The 23,275-nt window shown below is 44.8% G+C and carries 17 protein-coding genes; 13 read left to right on the plus strand and 4 right to left on the minus strand.

The window, feature by feature from the left end; translation table 11 throughout:
• Positions 1 to 415: 415 nt before the first annotated feature.
• From FHS57_RS28650 to FHS57_RS28695, 10 genes are all read left to right on the plus strand, one after another.
• Positions 416 to 3,589, plus strand: a complete 3,174-nt coding sequence (locus FHS57_RS28650) for a SusC/RagA family TonB-linked outer membrane protein (protein WP_183979748.1) — start codon at positions 416 to 418, stop codon at positions 3,587 to 3,589.
• Positions 3,590 to 3,706: 117 nt separating this feature from the next.
• Positions 3,707 to 5,122 (plus strand): RagB/SusD family nutrient uptake outer membrane protein, encoded by a 1,416-nt coding sequence (locus FHS57_RS28655; RefSeq protein ID WP_183979749.1) that lies wholly within the window; start codon positions 3,707 to 3,709, stop codon positions 5,120 to 5,122.
• Positions 5,123 to 5,227: 105 nt separating this feature from the next.
• A complete protein-coding gene (locus tag FHS57_RS28660; protein ID WP_183979751.1) occupies positions 5,228 to 6,490 on the plus strand; it encodes a ribulose-bisphosphate carboxylase large subunit family protein in 1,263 nt (420 codons plus the stop codon).
• Between the two features lie 224 nt (positions 6,491 to 6,714).
• Complete coding sequence (locus FHS57_RS28665; RefSeq protein ID WP_183979753.1) at positions 6,715 to 8,109, plus strand: four-carbon acid sugar kinase family protein; 1,395 nt, start codon at positions 6,715 to 6,717, stop codon at positions 8,107 to 8,109.
• A gap of 476 nt (positions 8,110 to 8,585) precedes the next feature.
• Entirely contained in the window at positions 8,586 to 9,242 is a 657-nt protein-coding gene (locus FHS57_RS28670) for an aspartate/glutamate racemase family protein (protein ID WP_221225757.1), read from the plus strand.
• Complete coding sequence (locus FHS57_RS28675) at positions 9,239 to 10,522, plus strand: bile acid:sodium symporter family protein (RefSeq protein ID WP_183979755.1); 1,284 nt, start codon at positions 9,239 to 9,241, stop codon at positions 10,520 to 10,522. The genes FHS57_RS28670 and FHS57_RS28675 overlap by 4 nt, the downstream gene beginning before the upstream one ends.
• On the plus strand, positions 10,506 to 11,729 hold the full coding sequence (locus FHS57_RS28680) for a glycoside hydrolase family protein (protein WP_229601480.1): 1,224 nt from the start codon (positions 10,506 to 10,508) through the stop codon (positions 11,727 to 11,729). The genes FHS57_RS28675 and FHS57_RS28680 overlap by 17 nt, the downstream gene beginning before the upstream one ends.
• A gap of 111 nt (positions 11,730 to 11,840) precedes the next feature.
• On the plus strand, positions 11,841 to 13,856 hold the full coding sequence (locus tag FHS57_RS28685; protein ID WP_183979757.1) for an aceric acid hydrolase: 2,016 nt from the start codon (positions 11,841 to 11,843) through the stop codon (positions 13,854 to 13,856).
• Between the two features lie 538 nt (positions 13,857 to 14,394).
• Entirely contained in the window at positions 14,395 to 14,646 is a 252-nt protein-coding gene (locus FHS57_RS28690; RefSeq protein ID WP_183979759.1) for a hypothetical protein, read from the plus strand.
• Positions 14,647 to 14,808: 162 nt separating this feature from the next.
• Complete coding sequence (locus FHS57_RS28695; protein ID WP_183979761.1) at positions 14,809 to 15,123, plus strand: hypothetical protein; 315 nt, start codon at positions 14,809 to 14,811, stop codon at positions 15,121 to 15,123.
• Here the strand turns inward: FHS57_RS28695 and FHS57_RS28700 are convergent.
• Positions 15,106 to 15,261 (minus strand): hypothetical protein, encoded by a 156-nt coding sequence (locus FHS57_RS28700; RefSeq protein WP_183979763.1) that lies wholly within the window; start codon positions 15,259 to 15,261, stop codon positions 15,106 to 15,108. The genes FHS57_RS28695 and FHS57_RS28700 overlap by 18 nt on opposite strands.
• Before the next feature lie 429 nt (positions 15,262 to 15,690).
• Between FHS57_RS28700 and FHS57_RS28710 the strand changes: the two genes are divergently transcribed.
• A complete protein-coding gene (locus FHS57_RS28710) occupies positions 15,691 to 18,579 on the plus strand; it encodes a 3-coathanger stack domain-containing protein (protein WP_183979767.1) in 2,889 nt (962 codons plus the stop codon).
• A 57-nt stretch (positions 18,580 to 18,636) separates the two neighbouring features.
• Positions 18,637 to 19,980, plus strand: a complete 1,344-nt coding sequence (locus FHS57_RS28715; protein ID WP_183979769.1) for a CotH kinase family protein — start codon at positions 18,637 to 18,639, stop codon at positions 19,978 to 19,980.
• Positions 19,981 to 19,995: 15 nt separating this feature from the next.
• Here FHS57_RS28715 and FHS57_RS28720 read toward each other — a convergent pair whose 3' ends face one another.
• Positions 19,996 to 20,916 carry a ClpXP adapter SpxH family protein gene (locus FHS57_RS28720; RefSeq protein ID WP_183979772.1) on the minus strand — a complete coding sequence of 307 codons (921 nt, stop codon included), beginning with the start codon at positions 20,914 to 20,916 and terminating at the stop codon, positions 19,996 to 19,998.
• A gap of 261 nt (positions 20,917 to 21,177) precedes the next feature.
• Between FHS57_RS28720 and FHS57_RS28725 the strand changes: the two genes are divergently transcribed.
• The gene (locus FHS57_RS28725; RefSeq protein ID WP_183979774.1) at positions 21,178 to 21,543 is read left to right on the plus strand and encodes a winged helix-turn-helix transcriptional regulator; all 366 of its coding nucleotides are present in this window, start codon (positions 21,178 to 21,180) and stop codon (positions 21,541 to 21,543) included.
• A 22-nt stretch (positions 21,544 to 21,565) separates the two neighbouring features.
• Here FHS57_RS28725 and FHS57_RS28730 read toward each other — a convergent pair whose 3' ends face one another.
• Complete coding sequence (locus FHS57_RS28730) at positions 21,566 to 22,351, minus strand: ThuA domain-containing protein (protein WP_229601482.1); 786 nt, start codon at positions 22,349 to 22,351, stop codon at positions 21,566 to 21,568.
• A gap of 116 nt (positions 22,352 to 22,467) precedes the next feature.
• The gene (locus tag FHS57_RS28735) at positions 22,468 to 23,241 is read right to left on the minus strand and encodes a hypothetical protein (RefSeq protein WP_183979778.1); all 774 of its coding nucleotides are present in this window, start codon (positions 23,239 to 23,241) and stop codon (positions 22,468 to 22,470) included.
• Positions 23,242 to 23,275: the final 34 nt, after the last annotated feature.

Here is a 23,275-nt window from a genome sequence, read left to right on the forward strand (position 1 = left end):
TCCTAATCAGCAGTATCCGTAGGAATTGCTCTTTTTAAACGGGGACGAAACTCTTTTGTTTTTTGCAAATTTCTAAACAAAACAAAAACAAATGAAAGAAAACAGAAAAATATTTTTATTTTTAGCAACAAAACAAAAGAAGTGTTTATTGAATTATTCAAATATTAATTTTTCCAAAATCGGCTTTTCACTTACCAAAAAGAGCAAAACAGAGCCAAAATCACATTTTCTTGCCTAGTATTCGTTTTACAACAATTTGTACTTTACTTATTCAAAAAACATTATACACTTTCGTTTACTTTTGTTTCATCAGGACGGCTCAGGACGGGGATACGTTGTCACAAATCTATTTTTGTTTCACTTTTCATTGATTTTATAGTAACAATTCTACATTCCCAGCCTCAATCTTACCGTCATGAACCTTTATCTACCCTGTTTGTATCCAAAGTATTCGAGGTACATTTCTTTTGTTTTGCTTTTATTTTGTTTTAGCCAAGCCATTGGCCAAAACAAACCCGTCACGGGAAAAATTACCGACGAAACAGGCAAGCCCGTTCCAGGGGTCTCGATTGTGGTAAAATCAACCACGACAGGAACCATCTCAAACGCAGAAGGTGCTTATAGCCTCGCTGCTCCCGAAAACGCTACGTTGGTTTTTAGCTCAGTGAGTTATGAAACGCAGGAAATCGCCATTAATAAGCGCTCAATCATCAACGTTTCGTTGTTGCCTTCCAGCAAAATCTTAAACGAAGTAGTGGTAGTTGGTTATGGTACACAAAGCAAACGTGCCGTAACAGGCGCCGTTGCGTCCATCAACAATAAGCAATTCCAAGACCGTTCGTTTAGCAACGTGGCGCAGTCGTTGGCAGGGCAAGTAGCGGGGGTCAATATCTCCCAAGCACAAGGTGCTCCAGGCTCGTCGCCGTTCATTAAAATTCGCGGGGTAAGCTCGATTACGGCAGGGACGAACCCGCTGTTGGTGGTTGACGGTGTTCCGTTGGAAAACTTCAACCTTAATATGATTAACCCGCAAGATATTGAGTCGGTAGAAGTGCTAAAAGATGCTTCGTCGGCGGCAATTTACGGGTCACGCGGGTCGAGCGGGGTGGTGATTGTGACCACCAAACTCGGCAAAGCAGGCAAGCCAAGTGTCAGTGTAAACCTCGAATATGGCTCGCAAAAAGTAGCCCGCCAAATCGAAATGATGGATGCGCAGCAATTTATCCGTACGTACATCGACGCCAAAAACAACGCATGGATTGCGGCAGGCGGCAAAGCTACCGATGGCAACGCATTACGTCCCACTTTATTAAAAATCCCTGAAGACTTCTTGACCAATCCACAGCAATTTGGTGCAGGTACCAACTGGCAAGACGTAATGTTTAGAACGGCCCCGATGTACAACGGCCAAATCTCGGTATCGGGCGGGACAGAAAAAACGCAGTACATGTTTTCGGGGGCGTATTTGGACCAAACGGCCATTTTGGACATGAACTATTACAAGCGTTTGGCGCTCCGCTCGAACGTAAAAACGATGGTCACTGACAAATTGACCATTGGCTTAAACTTAGGTGTAACGAGCATTTTTGACCGCACCGAAGGCACAAAAGGCAAAAGCGACGTCATTAGCTTAGGCTTGCAGAGCAACCCGCATTTTCCCGTTTACAACGAAAATGGCAACCTCGGCTACCGCGACCCCAACTCTACTTGGTTTCGTTTTACGTCTTTTGGCGACATGAACCTTTGGCATCCTTACTCGCTCACCCGCGAGGTGGACAAAGGCACCAAGTCGTTCAATACGTTGGGAACAGCCTATTTGGAATACAATATTTTGAAAAACCTCAAGTTCCGTACCAGCCTCAGCGGTAACCTTTTCAACACGCGCAACCACTTTTATTGGAACGACAAACAAAAATATGGCTATTCAGCCGTCTTGGCCGCGCAAGCCAACGCAGGCAACAGCTACATGTTCAACTGGTTGAGTGAGAACACATTGACGTACGACAAACAAATCGGCGACCATTCACTCACGGGTTTGGTAGGTTATACATCGCAAAAGCAGCGCGACGAAACCATGTACGTAGCGGCCAACAACTTCCCCAACGACTTGGTACACACGCTTAATGCGGGTACTGTCACGGCAGGAAACACCACCGCCAGCGAATGGTCGTTGTTGTCGTACATTGCACGTTTGCAGTACAATTTCAACAATCGCTATTTCTTAACAGGAACGATTCGCCGCGATGGAATGTCGCGCTTTGGGGACAACAACAAATGGGGCTATTTCCCATCGGTATCCGCAGGTTGGTTGATTTCGGATGAAGCCTTTATGAGCAATTTGAAAAACATCAACAACCTCAAACTCCGCGTCAGCTACGGTGTAACGGGCAACAACCAAATCCCGAACTACGGAGCGGTGAGTTTGTTGGCTGCCTCCAACTACGTTTATGGAAGCACTATGAACAACGGTTTGCGCGTCAGCAGCATCGCCAACCCCAATTTGAAATGGGAAAAAACCAACATGTTTAACCTCGGTTTGGATTTGGGAATATTGAACAACCGTATCTCTGGTTCGGTAGAGTATTACAACTCCCTTACCCGCGACATGCTCCTGTTTGTTCCCGTGCCTGACATCACAGGTTTCTCGTCTCAATTGACCAACATCGGAAAAATGCGTAACCGTGGGATTGAGTTGAACATTTCAACCAAAAACACCGTAGGAGAGTTTAAGTGGACAACAGATTTTAACTTCTCTCGCAACCGCAACAAAGTACTTCAACTCGGCCCAGGCAACGCGCCTATCCAGTACGTTGACAACGTCGTGACGGTTCGTACCGAAGTAGGCCAACCCGTTTCTAATTTCTACGGATATATTTTCGACGGCGTGTTTAAAAACCAAGCCGAAGTGGATGCCTATCCGCACCACGCCAGCACTACCCCAGGCGATCCGAAAGTACGCGACGTAAACGGCGATGGCAAAATCACCGACGCCGACCGCACTATCATTGGCAACAACCAACCTGATTTTATTGCGGGGATGACCAACACCTTCACTTACAAGGGTTTTGACTTTTCGTTTATGCTTCAAGGGGCGTACGGCGGCGAAATCGCCAACAATAACATCCGTTACTTAGGAACGTGGGACAACGGCCGTAACTTCTACGCCAGCATGTACAACTACTGGCGTTCAGAAAGCGACCCAGGAGACGGCATTCACTTCAAACCCAACGTAAGTTACCAAGGGTTGCAGAAGCAGTTTTCGTCGTATTGGGTAAGTGATGCTTCGTTCTTGCGCATGAAAAACATCCGTGTTTCGTACGCCATTCCGAGCAAAATGTTGAGCAAGATGAACATGAAGTCGGCACGAGTGTATGTCAACGCCGAAAACGTGTTTATCCTTTCTAAATACAAAGACGGCTACGACCCAGAAAATACCACTTACGGAACCACCTCGTACAGCAGCAGCATGGAGACTTCGGGCTCATACACCAGCGGAAACGCTCCCGTTCCTGGTGCTTTCCAAGGCGTTGATTACGGTTCGTACCCACTTCCACGCGTGATTACAGTAGGTGTCAAGGTTGATTTTTAATTTATTTACCACATAGTTATCAATAGAATTTACACATAAAAACACATAGCCTTTTCTATGTTTTCTACTGTGAAAATCCCCTATGTACCTATGTGGTAATCAAAAAAACACAAAACAATGAACAAGTTCAAACATATAATAGCAGCCTGCCTCACTGGAGTTGTGATGAGCAGTTGCGGGGATTCTTTTCTTCAATTAGCGCCTGTTTCCAACCCCAACGCAGGTAATTTTTTCAAAACCAAAGCCGATTTTGACTTGGCTTCCAATGCCGCTTACGCAACCCTTTACACGATTTATAACCCCGAAGGGCCTGTTTCGTACACGGGTGAGTTAATGGGCGACAACGTGACAATCCTGAACATTTCGGGTAACATGGCCGACAAATGGCAGTTTCGCGATTATACCCTCGCACCTGCCAATACAATGGTGTACCAGTTTTGGCAAGATTTTTACCGCTCTTTGTACAACATTAACATTGTACTCGATAAAATCGAAACGGCCGACGTGGACGCAGCCTACAAAGACAAAGTAAAAGGTGAAATGATGTTTTTACGCTCACTTTATTACTTCCAAATGGTCCAGATTTGGGGAGAAATTCCGCTCGTGACTAAGCCCATCACAGCCGAAGAAAGCTACGGCGTGTTGCGCTCTCCCGTTACGGAAGTGTATGCTCAAATTGTCAAAGACTTGCAGTTTGCGGCCAGTAAACTTCCATTAGCCTCAGCTGCTGGCGCTGGCAAGGTTTCCAAAGGAGCGGCACAAGCGTTGTTGGGTAAAGTATATTTGACGATGGGAGATAAAACCAACGCCGCTACCACCCTAAAAGAAGTAGTGAGCAGCGGTCAGTACCAATTGCTTCCCAGCTATGCCACTTTATGGAGCCCTACCAATAAAAACACCAAAGAATCTATTTTTGAAATTCAATACCTAGGAGGTTCGTCAACGGCGCCATTCAGCGACTATTACCTCGGCTTTTTCCCCAACTCCAACGCCCTTGGGTTTTATGGAAGCGGCATGAATCAAGTTGTGGACGATACTTGGAACGAATACGAAACGGGTGACGCACGACGGGTGGCTTCGATTGATACGGGCTTCACGGATGCCAAAGGAACGTTTACCCGCGTCAAATTTCCTAAAAAATGGCAAGACAAAACGGCTCCTATCATCGGACAACGCATTGCGGCCAACAACAACTTTATGGTATTGCGCTATGCCGACGTGTTATTACTGTTGACCGAAGCCACGGGCGACGCTCAATACCTCAACCAAGTGAGAAAAAGAGCAGGAATGCCAGAGTTCGGTACGGCAGCCTATCCTTCAAAATACAGCACCATCGAAGCAGCTACCGAGCACGAGCGACGCGTGGAGCTTGCCTTTGAATTTCAACGCTGGTTTGACCTCAAACGTACCAATCGCGCCCTCACTGTATTGGCGGCCAAGGGTAAAAGTGTTTCTCAAGCCAAATTGCTGATTCCAATTCCTAACGTAGTCAGAGATCAAAACAGTAAGATTACCCAAAATGCAGGGTATTAAATCATAGAGTTACAAGTAGGAGACGCTGGCTAAAACCTTTGAAATTCAGAGCGTTTTAGCCAACGTTTATCCCCCATTTAACCACTTAAATAGCCTCCGTTTTGAATGGAACGCATATCTGCTACTTATTTTATTGAAACGCCTTTTGACGTTGAAAAGGCTGCCAACGTGTTGGCTGGTGAACAATCCAGCGGCACTTTTGTGGCTATTCCTGGCGAAACGGATGAGTTAAAAGAGCGCTTTGCTGCCAAGGTAGAATCAATCGAACTGTTGGAAACGGTCTCACAGCCCGCTTTGCCTGGTGCTGAAGGCTACGACGAATACCACCGCGCTAAACTCAACGTATCTTGGTCGGTTGAAAACTTTGGGTATAATTTGCCCGTGATGATTTCGACCTTACAAGGAAATCTATACGAACTGACTCAGTTCACGGGACTAAAACTCATGGACTTAGACGTCCCCGACTCTTTTGCTGCGCACTTTGCAGGGCCTCGTTTTGGAATAAAAGGCTGCCGTCAACTGACCCAAGTGTATGACCGTCCGCTCATTGGTACCATCATCAAGCCTAGCATAGGATTGGCCGCCGAGCAAACCGCGACTTTGGTAAAAACCTTGGCCGAGGCAGGCATTGATTTTGTCAAAGACGACGAACTCATGTCTTCTGCCGCCAACTCTGCTTTTGAAGCGCGCGTGGATGCAGTCATGGACGTCATCAACCGCCACGCCGACGCCACGGGCAAAAAAGTTATGTACGCCTTCAACCTCAGCGGTGAACTGGACGTTATGCTTCGGCGGTACGAATACCTCCTCCAAGCAGGGGCAACCTGTGCGATGGTGAGTATCAACACGGTGGGGCTGGCGGGCGTCAAAAAAATCTGTGACCAAGGAGCGCTTCCTGTTCATGCTCACCGCAACGGCTGGGGCATGTTGACCCGACATCCGTTGTTGGGAATTGATTTTGTAGCATACCAAAAACTTTGGCGCATGGTGGGCGTTGACCAAATTCACGTCAATGGCATTCAGAATAAATTTTGGGAAAGCGATGATTCCGTCGTACGTTCCATCGAAGCCTGCCGCCGACCCTTGTTGGGAGGTTTTGAGGTACTCCCCGTCGTTTCTTCGGGGCAATGGGGAGGGCAAGCACCCGAAACCTACCGCCGTACCCAAACGGTGGACTTACTCTACATGGCAGGTGGCGGTATTATGGCGCATCCCAGCGGCCCATCGGCGGGTGTAGTAGCCCTCAAACAAGCATGGGAAGCAGCCGTGAAAGGCTGGAGCGTAGAAGAAGCCGCGCAGTTTTATCCTGAATTTGGGAAATCGGTAGAGAAATTTGGGAAGTCTTTGAAGTTGCAATCAGTGTCATAAAGGTAATCAGGGCTAAAGCCCATCACTCAAGTACACTCTACTTTTCCTCAGCCTAAAGGCTGGAGTTAGAGGATATAAAGCTGGAATACTTGAAACTCCTTAGTTGATACATAAATAACAGTTAACCCATAACGTTGTTTTGTCTTTTAACCCCACGCCTTTAGGCTGGGGCGGACAATTGAAAGCAGCAAATCAAGGGCTTTAGCCCTGACTTTAAGTTATCAATGACATTACAAAAAGAACTCTTATTGGCTTTTTACGGTGACGACTTTACGGGTTCGACCGATGCGCTCGAATCCCTGAGTCGGTCGGGAGCGCGTACGGTGTTGTTTATTGAGCCTCCTACCCTCCAGCAAGTTTGCCAGTACGAAGGTTTGCAAGCCATTGGCATTGCAGGGCTTTCGCGTTCGCTTTCGCTTGCCGACATGGAGCGGGAGCTTCAGCCTACGTTTGAAGCCCTTCAAGCGCTTTCTCCAAGGCACGTTCATTACAAAGTTTGCTCCACGTTCGACTCCTCTCCCAGCATTGGCAGCATTGGCAAAGCCCTTGAAATCGGCGCAGAAGTGTTTCAATCGTCGTGGGTTCCCATTTTGGTCGCGGCACCTTCATTGGGGCGTTATTGTACTTTTGGAAATCTGTTTGCGCGCATGGGTATTGGTAGTCAAGGAGTTATTCACCGCCTCGACCGCCATCCGTCGATGAGTGTTCATCCCATTACCCCCGCCCACGAAAGCGACTTGCGCTTGCATTTAGCTCAACAAACGGAACGCACGACGGGGCTTTTTGATATTTTGCAAATTGAACAACCTGAGCCCTCGGTTCCCTTTCAAGAAGTGCTACAAAAGGGGTTTGACAATATCCTTTTTGATGCCTTGTACGATCATCACTTACCACGCATTGGCAAGCTTTTGGAAGAAAATGTTCCTTCACACAGGCCACTTTTTTCGGTAGGTTCGTCGGGCGTTGGAAGTGCATTGGGAGCGTATTGGCAGCAAACGGGGCAGCTTCAAGCCCGTACCGATTGGGAATCGGTTGACATTGATACCCCTATTTTGGTTATTTCGGGCAGTTGCTCTCCCGTATCAGCACGACAAATTGCGTGGGCGGAGCAGCACGGATTTGCCTCTTTGGGTATTGACACCGCAGCCGTGGTGGAAGCCGAAAATACGTTAGAAGTTTTAGAAATTATCATCCAAGAAGCTATCCAAAAAATTCGTCAAGGCCAATCGGCTATTGTCCATACCAGCAAAGATAACCAAGACCCCCGCATCGCTCAAACGAATGCTATTTTTGAACAAAAAGGGCTGACGCCTGCAGAAATTCGTTCGCAGACAGGGCTGATTTTTGGGAATGCTTTAGGAACAGTAGCGCGAGAAGTGGTGGCTCAAACCAACGTGCAACGCGTGGTCGTGGCAGGTGGCGATACCTCCAGCTATGCCGCTCGTGCGATGGGCATTGAAGCCGTTGAAATGCTCGCTCCACTAACGCCAGGTGCGCCCATTTGTGTCGCTCATGCCCCTTCATCGACGTTAGATGGGAAACAAGTTATTTTCAAAGGAGGCCAAGTAGGTGCTGAGAATTATTATGAATACGTGTCTTGCCGTGGAAAGGATTTCTAGCCGTGAAAGGGGTTGTAGCCGTGGGAGGGGTTGTAGCCGTGGGAGGGGTTTCTCAAAACCCCGATGACATCAAACACTAGGTTTTGAGAAACCTAACCGCGGTTAGGAGTAACCGCGGGCACACGACATGTGAAAGGGGTTACAAGCGTGGGAGGGGTTTCTCAAAACCCCGACGACATCAAACATTAGGTTTTGAGAAACCTAGACGCGGTTAGGAGTAACCGCGGGCACACGACACATGAGAGGGGTTCTAGCCGTGGGAGGGGTTTCTCAAAACCCCGACGACATCAAACATTAGGTTTTGAGAAACCTAACCGCGGTTAGGAGTAACCGCGGGCACACGACACGTGAAAGGGTTTCTAACAGTGAAAGGGGTTTCTCAAAACCACGACGACATCAAACACTAGGTTTTGAGAAACCTAACCGCGGTTAGAAGTAACCGCGTGCACTCAGACAACGCTAACTAATACAAAATTATGACAAAAACATTAGGATTGGTTCACACCTCCGCAACCTTAGTACCTGTTTTTCAAGAACTTTGCAAACAATATATTCCGCACGTTAACGTCTTTAACATCGTTGACGATAGCCTTATCAAACAAGTGATTAGTCGCGGCGAACTGCGGGCTGATACGGCACGGCGGGTAGTTAACTACGCAGGCTCAGCTGAAAGCGCAGGGGCAGATTATATTATGTTTACCTGCTCGTCCATTGGTGCTGCCGTGGAAGCAGCTGCCGACCTCACCCAAGTACCTGTCCTCCGTGTGGACCAGCCCATGGCCGACCAAGCCGTAGCAACGGGGTCGCGCATTGGAGTCATCGCTACGTTACCAACTACCCTCGCCCCCACGTCAGATTTAGTGCAACGTCGTGCGGCGGTTGTAGGAAAAGATATTCAATTAAAGGCCGTCTTGTGCGAAGGCGCGTTTGAGGCGTTGATGGGCGGAAACCCCGCCCTTCACGACACAATGGTGGCCAAAGCGCTGAAAGAGCTGAGTACCCAAGTCGATGTTATTGTGCTGGCCCAAGCCTCGATGGCGCGGGTTGTAGATACCCTTTCAGAATCAGAAAAAATAGTCCCCATTTTGGCAAGTCCACCGATTGCGATGGCGTATTTGGCAACCGTATTATGAAACAATTTTCAAAAATAGCCTTGTACCTCAGTGGCTTGGCAGTGGTGCTACTCGGTGCTGGGCTATTCACTTCCACCGATACCCTTTGGCAACCTGCGGCTGTGGCGTTGGCGGTTTGTTTGGCCATTGGCATGGGTGCAATTCCTTCGTTAAAGGGGTATCAATACACCACTTGGATCATCGCGGCCGTGGTAGCGGGCATGATTTACCCCTCGGCCTTCACCAAGTGGGGAGATTTTGATTTACGTAACAAATGGCTCATTTTGGTCATTATCCAGACCGTCATGTTTGGAATGGGAATCCACATGAGCGTTCGCGACTTTGCAGGTTTGGCCACTACGGGCAAAGGCGTAATTATCGGGCTTTTGTGTCACTTTTCGGTCATGCCTTTGATGGGTCTATTACTCACCAAAATCTTTGACTTTGACCCAGAAATCGCCGCTGGCATCATTCTGATTGGTTCATGTTCAAGCGGTTTAGCTTCCAACGTCATGGTCTATTTAGCCAAAGCCAATTTGGTTTTATCTGTTATAGTAACCGCCATGGCGACCTTGGTTGCACCCTTTTTGACACCCTTATTGATGAAATTGTTGGCAGGAACGCTCATTGAGGTTCATTTTGTGGACATGATGATGGAAATTATCAAAATCATCATTGTACCCATTGGCGCGGCCCTTTTACACGATTACCTCAAAAACGCGACACCCGCTAGTTGGCAAAAAATTTGGTTCATTTTTGGTGGTTGCCTAGTGTGGCTGCTTGCGTTGCCACTTGGAACATGGGCTTTTTTCAAAGAAACAATTACCTCCACACCCCTGCTCCAATCCCTTGAGATTTTGGGCTTTTTTGCGGGGGCGTTTGTCGTGGGTGTGTTGTATCATTTGCTTACGCTTCGGTTTCCAAAACTGGACAGTCTAATGCCTTATTTTTCGATGTTTGGCATCATTTACTTCACAACGGTGACTACGGCTGCGGGGCGTGAGAATTTGATGAAAGTAGGTTTTCTGCTGTTTATCTGCTCGGTCATTCACAACGCCGCTGGTTATTTCTTTGGGTATTGGTTGAGTCGTTTGTTTGGCTTGGACGTTAATTCTAGCCGTACTGTTGCTTTTGAGGTAGGACTCCAAAACGGTGGCATGGCCTCGGGCTTGGCAGGAAGCATGGGTAAACTCGGTACAGTAGGACTCCCTGCGACGGTGTTTAGCCCTTGGATGAACATTTCGGGGTCTATTTTGGCCAATTATTGGCGTAAACGACAAAAAAATGATGAGCACGCTTAGCATAGTAACCTCACCCCCTAAATCCCCCTCCCCTTTTAGGGGAGGAGGATTTTTGAAGCCCTTCTCCTGGAAGGAGAGGGGTTGGGGTGAGGTTATCCACATTTTCTATTTCCTACTTTCTTTCTTCTTTCTCCAAAACGCCACGGCACAAACGGTATCTCCTGAACGGATGCAGCAGGTGTATGAAGAAATCAAGACGCCGCATAAGTATGGCCTTATCATCACCCCAACTACCAATGAGAAAAAGCTCGATTGTCCAACGGTTTTTCGTAAAGGCAAAGGTTGGTACATGACCTACCTCATTTACGACGGGCGTGGCTACGAAACATGGCTTGCCAAAAGCAACGACTTGCTCAACTGGACAACCTTGGGGCGTTTGCTGTCGTTTGCCGATACCGATACCACGCATTGGGACAGCAATCAACGAGCGGGCTATGTAGCGCTTCAAAATACCAAATGGGGCGGCAACTACAAGCTTCAAAAATACGATGGCCGCTACTGGATGCCGTATTTGGGCAGTAATACCCGTGGCTACGAAGAAGGCAAATTGTCGTTGGGAATGGCTTTTACCACCCATCCTCCCCATAAAGTCGCGGAGTGGCAGCGCCTTCCCAAACCTACCCTCACTCCCGACGACCCCGATGTGCGCTGGTGGGAAAATAAAAAGCTCTATAAAAGCACGGTGATTTGGGACAAAAAGAAAACCACGGGTTATCCGTTTGTACTGTACTACAATGCAAACGGTGATACTAGCAACAACAATCCCAAATACCGCTTGATTGAGCGCATTGGTATGGCAGTTTCTAATGACATGAAAACCTGGAAACGCTTTGGCCAAGACCCCGTCATCGACCACCAATCGGGGATTTCGGGGGATGCTGTGTTGCAAAAAATGGGGGATTTGTGGGTCATGTTTTATTTCGGGGCTTTTTGGAACGACCGAAAAGATGCCTACAACCGCTTTGCCTGTTCGTACGACCTCGTCAACTGGACCAAATGGCAAGGAGCCGACCTCATTGCTACCTCCGAACCCTACGATAGTATGTACGCCCATAAATCGTACGTTATCAAACACAAAGGAATCGTCTATCACTTTTATTGCGCGGTCAATAAACACGACCAACGCGGTATCGCCGTGGCCACTTCAAAAGACGTAGGCAAAAGCACCCTGAATTTTGTAGCTCCGCCTCCACCGAAGAAGAAGTGATTTATTGTCTGTTATCTGTTATTTGTTATCCGTTATCCGCAACTCGTCATTCCTAGCTCTTTATCCATAACTCGTTATTCGTAATTCCTCATTCGTAATTCGTAATTAAAAATGAAGCTCTCTTTCACCGCCCTTTGTGCCCTTGCAACGACGGTCTTTGCCGTGGCTCAAAATAAAGGCATTACCAACACCACCCATAGCCCTTACGCCAAAGTATATTCTCCCAATATCACCGACGTTCGTTGGACGGGCGGTTTTTGGGGCGACCGCTTTCGGGTAGCCAAAGAAACCATGGTACCGCAACTTTGGAAAACCTACACCGACCCCACTATCAGCCATTCTTTTCGGAATTTTGAAATAGCGGCGGGGTTAGAAACTGGCAACTTTAAAGGCCCTTCGTTTCACGACGGTGATTTTTACAAGACGTTTGAGGCCGTGGCCAGTTTGTACGCCTCCACCAAAGACCCCGAACTAGACGCCCTCATGGAAAAAGCCATTGCCGTGATGGCAAAGGCCCAGCGCGAAGACGGCTACGTTTATACCAAAGCCATTATCGAACAAAAGAAAACGGGGAACGCGAAGCTGTTTGACGACAAACTGAGTTTTGAAGCCTATAATTTTGGCCACTTGATGACGGCAGCCTGCGTACACCACCGTGCGACTGGCAAAACCAACCTCCTCGATATTGCCAAAAAATCGGCCGATTTCTTGATTGGTTTTTACAAAATAGCCACGCCCGAACAAGCCCGCAACGCCCTTTGTCCCGCGCACTACATGGGTCTGACGGAGCTGTACCGCACCACCAACGAAAAGAAATACTTGGAACTGGTGAAGTACCTTATCAACATCAAAGGCACCACCGAAGGCACCGACGATAACCAAGACCGCATTCCGTTTCGTCAGCAAACGGTGGCCATGGGGCACGCCGTGCGCGGTACCTACCTTTACGCGGGCGTTGCCGATGTGTATGCCGAAACGGGGGAAGATTCGTTGATGCGTTCGTTGAATTTGATTTGGGACAACCTCACCCAACGCAAAATGTACGTTACGGGGGCTTGTGGGGCACTGTTCGACGGCGTTTCGCCCTACGGAACTTCCTACAAACCCAATGACGTCCAAAAAACGCACCAAGCCTTTGGTCGCGACTACCAACTGCCCAACGTCAGCGCCCACAACGAAACCTGCGCTAACATTGGCAACGTCTTGTTCAACTGGCGGATGTTTACCCTCACGGGCGACGCCCGCTACACCGACGTGGTGGAATTGGCATTGTACAACAGCGTGTTGTCAGGCATTAGTCTTTCTGGAGATAAGTTCTTTTATACCAACCCCTTAGCGGCTTCCAACGATTTTCCGTATCAACTCCGCTGGATGGGTGGCCGCATTCCTTACATCCGTATTTCCAACTGTTGCCCGCCCAACACGGTGCGCACCATCACGGAGGTAAGCGACTACACCTACAGCCTCAGCGACAACGCCGTTTGGTGCAACCTCTACGGCAGCAGTCAGCTACAAACGACCCTCAAAAACGGCCAAGCCATCGCCCTACGCCAAGAAAGCAACTATCCGTGGGACGGCAACGTAAAAATCACGGTGGAGCAGTTGCCCGCCAGCAGCTTTGGCCTCAAATTGCGTTTGCCAAGCTGGTGTTCAGAGGCCAAATTGTTCATCAACGGCAAAGCCACTCCTTACACCAACGACCGCGGCTACGTGACCATTGAACGCGCTTGGAAAAAAGGAGACGTGGTGACGTGGAACATGGCCATGCCGACGGAACTGTTGGAATCAAACCCGTTGGTAGAAGAAAACCGTAACCAAGTGGCGGTGAAGCGCGGACCGATGGTGTATTGTTTGGAATCGCCCGACATGCCCGCTGCTACCCGCGTTTTTGACGTAGCCCTTCCCAGCACCGCCGCTTTCAAGCCCGTAACAACGAAACTGGATAACACCACCTTGACGGCTTTAGAAACCAACGGCCTGCTCATCAACGACAAAAACTGGGACAAGCAACTTTACCGCCCCCTTTCCCAAGCCAAGAAAACCATCCCCCTAAAGCTCATCCCCTACTACGCCTGGGCTAACCGAGGCCAATCGGAAATGACGATTTGGGTGCCTGTAGTGCGGTAGATTAGGCTTAAAATAGTATGGCGTCTATCCCTGAAATGTCAGGAATAGACGCCGTTTTTTTGTTATTTTTGTGGGGGAAACAAGTGAATAACCACTCGTTTGTATCAAACTTGGCTATGAAAAATACTAATATGACTTCTATTTTCTTTACTTCGCTAAGGGCGACTTAAACTTTTTAGAAAACCAATGGTATCTGGTTAAATGAACATTTTACTTCGCATAAACCACGATTATGTTTGGAATACAGGTTAAACGCATTTTAAAAAACAGCCTCGGAGAGGCGAAACATTTGTAGAAAATGTAAATAAACCCCTCCACAAAGCCCCATCGGGGCGGCCAATACTCGGTGAAAGAGGTCACCCCCATGGGGCTTTCTGAAGAATCCAATTATTGCTTTCTACTAAGATATGGCTCTTCTGGAGCAATAAATAGTTGCTTTCTATTTTTATGCGTTTAACCTGTTTGAAATAATACATTAGCCATTTTTTACTCCGAAACCCACTACTACAAAAAGTATAAGACTGTTAATATTAACTTTATGATAACCTCTGACGACCTTTCAACAGAAATTTATATTTACGGCAACGGCAAAGTGAAACATATTAAAGGACAATCTGCAAGTCTGCCCGACAGCGTTATGACAGTTTACCGATGGTTAATGCAAAAAATTAAACATCTCAAACTACATCCATCAAAAGACAACTTGACATTCCCAACAAATACTGAGAAGCCACTACCTGAAATAGAGGCAATTAAATTTATACAACCAGCTGTTGATGACAAACCATAGGAACAGCTTCAAAATGCCAGTATAACCAGTGTTTGATGAAAATTTCAAGCCTGAATAAGGAGCAATATTCGACTATCAAAATAGCTAACTTTCACCCACTCTACAACACCTTTTACATTAACAGTCAACCTATTACAACCATCCAACAAGCAACCTGAAAATATGGCAACAATCAGAATCAAACGAACAAACGAATACAGCAACTTATTCAGAGACTACAAAATATTCATTGATGGTCAACAAGTTGGGACTATTGCAACGGGAGAAACAAAAGACTTTTCTACGACAGTCGGGGAGCATACTGTAACAGCAAAAATAGATTGGTGTAGCAGTCCAGACGTATCGATTGATGTTAAGGAAAATCAGACAGTTAACTTGAATGTTTGTGGTTTAAAAACGCCAATCGAGTTTCTGGTCCATATTTACTATTTGACGAAAGGGCGAAATAGATATCTGACCTTAGAGGCAGTTCATTAGATAAATACCACAAACCAGCCTCAGAGAGGTGCCATCTTCGTAGCAAAAAACAGCCCTCCACCTCTCCTCCTGCCCTTCCGAAATGGCGGTTTTGGCGCCTTTGGTGCGGTAGGTCTGTGGTTTAAAATAGAGAGGCATGTATTCCTGACATTTTAGGGATAGACGCTATTTTTTGCTATTTTTGTGGAGAAGAGTGGCATTTATCCGCTGAAAAAAAAGGAGCTATTTGAATTGTTTGATGAGTTGCACAAAACAAAAAACCTTTTAATTGACATTGTACAAAAAGAAAATCATGGTGCACTCATTAATTTCAAAAGCGAATTTATCGAAGAGTTATATGAAATTGAAAAAGATAATTTTCCAGACTTCAAAAAGAAAATATTCTATTTATTGAATATCCTCAAAAATCTATCATAACCATAGACATTACTTATATAAATTATAAGGAAAGTATTTCATTTAAATAATTCATTTATAGATTTTAACAAAACATAATTAATGTTAAAGCAAATTATACAATATCTTTTTCTTAGAGATACAACCTCGACACTACTAAAATTAAACAGCATGAAATGTTCAGTTATTTTTCTTTTTATTTTTTCATTTTTTTCAATAACTATCTATGCGCAAAATATTGATTTTGACAATAAAATAGTTAAAAATATAAATATCTCAGAATCAGACCTCCAAAACTCCTTAATGTATTTTGGAAACAAAGTTATTTTCAGTGGTTATACCGACTCAACTGGATATGAGCCTTGGGTGAGCGACGGGACTCAAACTGGTACATTCCTATTAAAAGATATTTATACTGGAAAAAACAGTGGCTTCAAGGATTCATACAAAGTAGTAGTTGAATCTAGTATCTTTTTTATGGCCACCACAGTTTCAAACACTGGGCTTTGGAAAACTGACGGCACTACCGCAGGTACCGTAAAAGTAGAAGGATTACGAACGGATATCTATTACGATAGATTACCACATATATGTTTATTCAAAAACAACATTTATATAAACGCCATCGCAGATAACAGTACATTCGGGTCGGAACTTTATAAAGTCAACCCCTACAATTTAAATGTTACATTGGTCAAAGATATAAATCCTGGCTTCGCTCATACAACTATGTCAAGTTTTACTTCTTTTGAGAATGAGTTTTATTTCTTTGTTTATACTCCCGAATTAGGAAATGAATTATGGAGAAGCGATGGCACATCAAACGGCACTTATATAGTAAAAGATATTGCTCCAGGTAGAGGCTCAAGTGTTTCCATCTACAATCCTAAAATTGCCCAATGTAATAATATCGTTTTTTTTGCTGCGGACAGTACTAGTAGTGGAAATAGCAACAATGCCATACTATGGCGTACTGATGGGACATCCAAGGGAACCTATAAAATAGAAAAACAAGTAGGTAATTCATTACAAAATTTTCCTCGACCCGATGACTATAATGTATTTGGGAATGTATTGTATTTTACAACAAAATCTGCTAGCGGATACAAGACGCTTTGGTGTTATTTTACTGAAACAAATAATATTGTACTGATTAGTCAAAACGTCAGCTCAGTTAATCCTTTGGTTAAAACAGGAAATAAACTTTTATTCTTTAAAGAAAGTGGTGGAATTTTTGAAGTAAATACTACGAACAATTCAATAAGGACAAGACATTCAACCCTTACTGCAGTAAATGAAGTCACAAGCCTTAAATATCCCTATATAAATAGTGCTGTAAGTGGTGATTCCTTCTATTTTAATGCAAAGAATAATAATACCAATGGTTTTGAACTTTGGAAAACCGATTCAATAAGCACACGTATGGTTTTCAACGTTGCCAAAGGAAAGAAAAGTAAGGACCTTCTCTCATCAAACTGTAGAGATATTAACGTATCTAACAATAGAATATTTTTTATCGCTGACGACGGAATACACGGGCGTGAATTATGGACTTCAAACGAGAACAATATTGGCGAGGCGCACATTGTGAAAAATATTCAAAATAATAATACGAAAAGTTCTACACCGACTAATTTCAAAGTAGCTACTAATCAAATTTACTTTACAGCATCTACCTTTATAAAAAATGACCCGTCAGATCCTATTTTTAATGATGTATATCGGTATGATACCGTAAAAGATAGCCTCTCTTTAATTTTTGAAAGTGACGAAACTAGTAAATCTCCAAACCTTGTAACAATATTTAAAAACAGGCTTTTCTTTAGCGGAAGCGACTCTTTTAGTAGCACTTATTACGAAAAAGCTGACAAAACAGGGTTTACTATTTTCCCTCTATCCTTATCTTCTGGTTATCCATCTGCGATCGTCAATAATGAGCTACTATTTGCTGCAAGTACACATAGCTCCGCCTCTGACAGATTGTATAAAATTAATAAGCAAGATTCTCTTGAGTTAGTTTCAACAAAACCTACATCTATCTGGTCAATGGCGGAGTTAAATAACGTTTTATACTTTCAAGCACAGCATCGACTAACGCCTCAAAATGGCATAGAGCTTTGGCGCTCAGATGGTACCGATGCGGGTACATTTATGCTAAAAGATATAAATATTGGTTATGACTCTGGTTTGAACCGTGGCAAATTATTTAAAGCAGGGAACTACCTATATTTTGGGGCATCTAATAGCTCAAACGGTACAGAACTATGGCGCACTGACGGTACATTAGAAGGCACTATTAAAGTTGCCTCCCTATCTACTTCATCTAATAATCCTATCGTCTCTTTTTTATCTGTTTACGAAAATAAAATCTTTTTTAGTGTAAGTGATGCAGAAAATGGAAGCTATTTTAATCGACTTTGGGTAACAGATATTCATTCATTATTAACTTCAAGCATAAGCGATTTCGGGAAAGTTACACATGAATTCAATTGGGCATATAGTAACCCCACCATTTCTCACGGATATTGTTATTTTAATACATCAAACACCGAAAAACCTATTTGGAGAATCAATCTAAAAGACAATAGTGTGTCAAATGTCTTGGACCGCTTAAATTACCCAGTAAAAGGTCAAATTATTTTTGGGGATGAAAATTACGTTTTATTTACTGGTACAATAGTAGACCCCTCCACAAACTACTATGTATCAGGAATTGGCTTTATTGATAAAGAACCAAAAAATTTAAAAATCATCAAATCCAATTTCTTTGCTTCAACTATTTATCGAATTGGTAACAATGGGTACTTTACAGGTAACCAAAATGAAGATTCTGAATTATGGAAAGTTAAACTTTGCCCTTTTTCTTCCGATTTAAGCACCTCACTAGGGCTTGCTAATGAATCTACGTCAATCAATGTACACACCCATTTAACTGTCTCAGGTAAAACACCTTTTGCCTCAAACAATAGCTTATCGGCTGGGAACTCTATTTTATTTATGCCTGGATTTGAGACGACAGGCAATGTTTTTAAAGCTGATATAAAAGGATGTAAGTTCTAATTTATAATTACCCACACTTCAAGCTTCCTTACTACCGCAAGCCTCGCCCCTACTAACATGAATGGTAAAATTCTCCTTTGTTTGTTGATTGTCGTCTTTATCGGTTGCAAAAACGACGCTGATATTTTCCCTGCCCAATTCAGTAAAACCCCAGATTACGCTTGGGTTTTTCCTGAGGATCAGGTGCGTACCATCACCATCCAACTTGGACAAGAAAACTGGGATAAAATCCAGAAGGATATGGAATGGCGTACGGCGCGCAAATTTGGCAGCGCCAGCACCATTCCAGGCGTTACTCCTCCCGTGGGTGCGCCCTTAGACGCGGTGTATGGCGACCCCATCTTTGTCCAAGCCCAAATCAAACAAGGCGACCTTACGTGGAAAAAGGTGGGTTTTCGACTCAAAGGCAACGCGTCTCTCAACGGTTCGTGGCGAAGTGGTATTTATAAACTGCCGTTTAAGCTGAAATTCGATGAATGGGAAGACCAGAATCCCGACATCAAAAATCAACGTTTTTATGGCTTTCAAGAACTCTCTTTTGCGCCAAGCTATGGCGACGACTCTTTCCTAAGAGAAAAACTGCTCACCCAACTCTTCCGAAACAATGGCGTCATGGCCTGCAAAGTCGCCTATTACAAGGTAGTGATTGATTTTGGGCAAGGCTTTAGAAATTGTGGTGTTTATCAGGTGATTGAGACCGTGGAGGAGCACATGATAGAAACGCAAAGCGGCAAAAAAATGGGCAACGTATATAAGCCTGAGTCGAATATGCAGCAGTTTATTAGTAGCCAATTTGAAAAACAAAACAATCAAACGTTGGCTGACTACTCGGACGTAAAACAACTGATTACGGCTCTCAATAGCCCTTTACGCGTCAGTGACAATGCCCAATGGAAGAAGGAATTGGAGGCGATATTCGACGTCAAGGAGTTTTTGAGGTACTTGGCGGTCAACAATACTGTGGGCAATTGGGATTCATACGGGGTCTTGGCGCACAACTATTTCTTAGCCAATACCGACGGCGTTATGCACTGGATTCCTTACGACCTCAACTTGTCGTTTCAGATGCGGGGCGGCTCCAACAATTCGAGGTTTGCCCTCAGTATGGACATGAAAGAGGTGACGAGTCAGTGGCCTTTGATACGGTATATTGTCAATGATCCCGCCTATTTTGCCTATTACAAAGCAGCCGTGAAGGAATTTATCCAGAAAGATTTTAACCCCCAAGTTATGGGGGCTTATATCCAGAAACACAGGACGATTTTGCAGCCTTATTTTGCAGGAACAGGCGTAGAAGCTCCTCCGTATAGTCATTTAAGAAGCCCCCAAAACGTTGAAACCGCCATCACGGCACTCGAAAAATACATCAATGAAAGGTACCAAGTTGCGCTTGATTTCTAATTGACGAAAGACGCACTACGGCTCTTTTCTCCAAATAGCCCCGTTTTTGGTGGTGATTTTTGTCAAAATTCCTTGACCAGAAAGCTCATTTAATACTTTTTCGCTTTCATTCCTCGGGGTATTGGAAAGCACCGAAAACTCTTTCGCGGTCAACGATTGGTACTTTGTAAAGAGGGTTTCCCACGTTTTGTCGTATTCGCTTTTGGTCGCTGCTTCGTGCAGTCTCAACACGGCTGTTTCGTAGAAAATATAAGGTTTTGTACCATACACGGTTTCTTGACTCCCTCCGTTGGTTGAAAAAAACATGGTCGGAAATCCCCTGACACCGTACGCTTTTGCTACGCGCAAATCTTCCTCAAAAAGTGCGTTGGCTTTTCCTTCAAAATCCGTTTTTAGCTGCGCCACGTCCAACCCTACTTTTTTCGCAGCAGTGGCGAGGTGCTCCCATTGGGTGATGTTCTTCTTCTGTAAAAAAACCATTTCCCGTATTTCTCTTAAAAATAAAATCGCCTTTTCGTTACTCTGCATTTGCGCTGCTTTGAAAGCAATCGACGGCGGATACGACGAATGCAAAGGAGATTCTAACCAAACGTCACCGTCGATGGGCATATCATAATGCACGCTCACTTCGTCCCAGTGATGCGCCACGTCTGAGGGCTTGCTAATTCCGCCGCTGTTGTAGCTCCAATCGGGCAACAAACCTCCCATGCGGTATTCGATTTCGATACTGTTTCCGTACTCCAATTTTAATTTTCGAAGCTGTGGTTCTATTCCCCAGCACGAAGAGCAAATTGGGTCAGTAAAATAGACGACTTTCACTGGTTTTTGGGTCTTTGTGGTGACAGCTTTCAGGGTGTCGGTCGCGTCTGGAAGTCCACAAATTCCCGCTACGGGATCGCACAAAAGCGGATTACTGTTTACTGTTTCGTTGGCCATTGTTTTGTTTTTTGGTTGTGCTTGGCAATTTAAAAAAACGGCTACCAAGACAATTGCGGTACTATATATTTTCATTTTGAGTTGATCGTCAAGAAGTATGTACCCCAAAAAGCACATTCATTTGCTTGATTTTTAAGTCCGATACAAAGATAAAGTCGAGACAGTTTACAATTGTTATGCATTTCCTTTTAGAAACTACTTTCCCATTAGAAACTATCCCCATTTTTGATACCTTTGTTTTACCATTTTGAACTGTAAAATATGAAAAAAGAAGCAAGTCTAAACACTACGGCCATTTGCAAAACCCGTATTGGAGCTATTAAAGACACGATGGAAATACTGTCGGGGAAATGGAAAATCCACATTTTAGGCACGCTCATGCAAAGTGAGAAAATGCGTTTTATGGATTTGTTGAGAGAAGTAGATGGTATTGCGGCAAAAATGCTTTCAAAAGAATTGCAAGACATGGAAATGAACCATCTGATACGTCGTACCGTGCTCGATACCAAGCCCATTACGGTCGAATATGAAGTGACCGAATACGGAAAAACCTTAGAGCGTATCATTGACGAAATAGCTCAATGGGGAATTGAGTACAGAAAATCCATCTACGAAATGTCAGAGTAACAAATCAGCACCGTTGTTATGTTTACTTTCCTTTCCCAAAGCCCAATAGTGCATTCATTACAAAACGGTTTTGGGTTTCGTTTTCAAACGTAAACGACAATTCTTTGTTGGTTTTGTTTTCGTAGTCAATGTCGTTGTGTCCCATATTGAGGTACAACATTCGGTAGTTTTTATTGCGCCACGCCACTGGATAATAGCCACTGTGCCAAATCTCGTGCGGCTTAGGCCCCGTTCCCAACGGAAAACTAGCGGGGTCAATCGACAACAAAATTTCAATGTCTGGATTTTGCCGTAAGTCATGCTCCCAGCGGTACCATTCGTTGGGGGATGTGGTAAAAGTTGTGGGGAGTTTTTTGGTTGAAAAGTGCTTTTTGGTTTCGACTTTAAGCACCGCCGACGTCGGCCGCCACGTATTGCTCTTGTACTGCCCCGCCCCCAAAAATGTTTCGTGGTACCAATTCCAATCCTGCGGATACTTAGACGGTGTTAGAGCAAAAGCGGCAAAATGAAACCCAATCCATGCCCCTCCTTTTTTCATGTATTCTTCAAACGCCTGCCGTTGACTGGGTTTATCGGGGCGCGTATCCAAGAACAAAACTACCTGATAATTAGACAAATAATCGGCGTTTAGGTTGTCCCAGTTGGACGTAGTATCGTATTGAAAATGGTGTTTCTCGGCCATTTTTGGAAAGAAACGATTTGCTTCTTTGACAAAACTGACGTGCGCTTGGTCGTTTTTGCCCGTAAAAAAAGCAACGACTTTAAACGATTGTGCACGGGCATATTCCGCAGCCGTACAGCACAGCATCAGGGCAATGAAGTATATTTTCATTTTGGAGAACTACTTGATTATTTGGCAAATTAAAAAACAAATTTTAAAGTGGTCGATAAGAGCACACGGATTATCCGTATTCAATTCTCCACCTATGGCTCATAAACGTATTCGCCATCAGCCATAAATTTGTTATCAACATACAGTTTATAGGTTGCAGGAAAACCCGAAACAGCGTCGTAGGTGTATTCATACCGCCATACGTTGGCTTTGTTTCCGCTGGCATCTAAGCCAAAATTGGCCGTTACGTTGTTCGGACTTGGCCAACTTGGATTCCAATACGGAACATTCAGCTTCCTCAACGGGCTTGGCTTGGCATCATACTCCCAATACGACCCTCCCCAAAAAAGCAAATTTCCGCGTTGGTCGTATTCATAGACCGATACACCATTCGTTTGCCCATCAGGCGTAAACCTTTCACTTTTTAAGAGCCTCCCCGAATTGTCGTAGCTATTCAGTTGATACGAACTGACTTCTTTGGGGTTGTTCATCGAATACGTGATGATTTTGGAAGGATAAGGCTGGTTGGAGGCATACTCGTATTTAGTAGCCCATTGCAGGGCAAGCGGCTTCCCTGGCGCGGGAAAAGTACTTAAATGAAGCGGATGCGACGACCAATATTCTTGTTTGACGACTCGGCTCCCGTCGTATTCATAACGCCATGATTCCCAGACGTTACGACCATCTGAGTAGTACTTTTGGATTTCGGTCGCATACCCTTGTTTGTTGTACAAAAACGCCATCTGCAGTTTCCCATTTTCGCGTATCTCGCTGATTTTGGGGCCGATGTTATTCAAGGGCGATGGGTTGTTTCCACAACCCATCAACCAGCAAGTGATTGCTAGAAAGAAATAGATTTTTTTCATGGGAAAGTTTCTTTCAACCATGACGCAAATAAAA

Origin of the sequence: Runella defluvii, assembly GCF_014195535.1 — a bacterium.
Classification (GTDB): domain Bacteria; phylum Bacteroidota; class Bacteroidia; order Cytophagales; family Spirosomataceae; genus Runella; species Runella defluvii.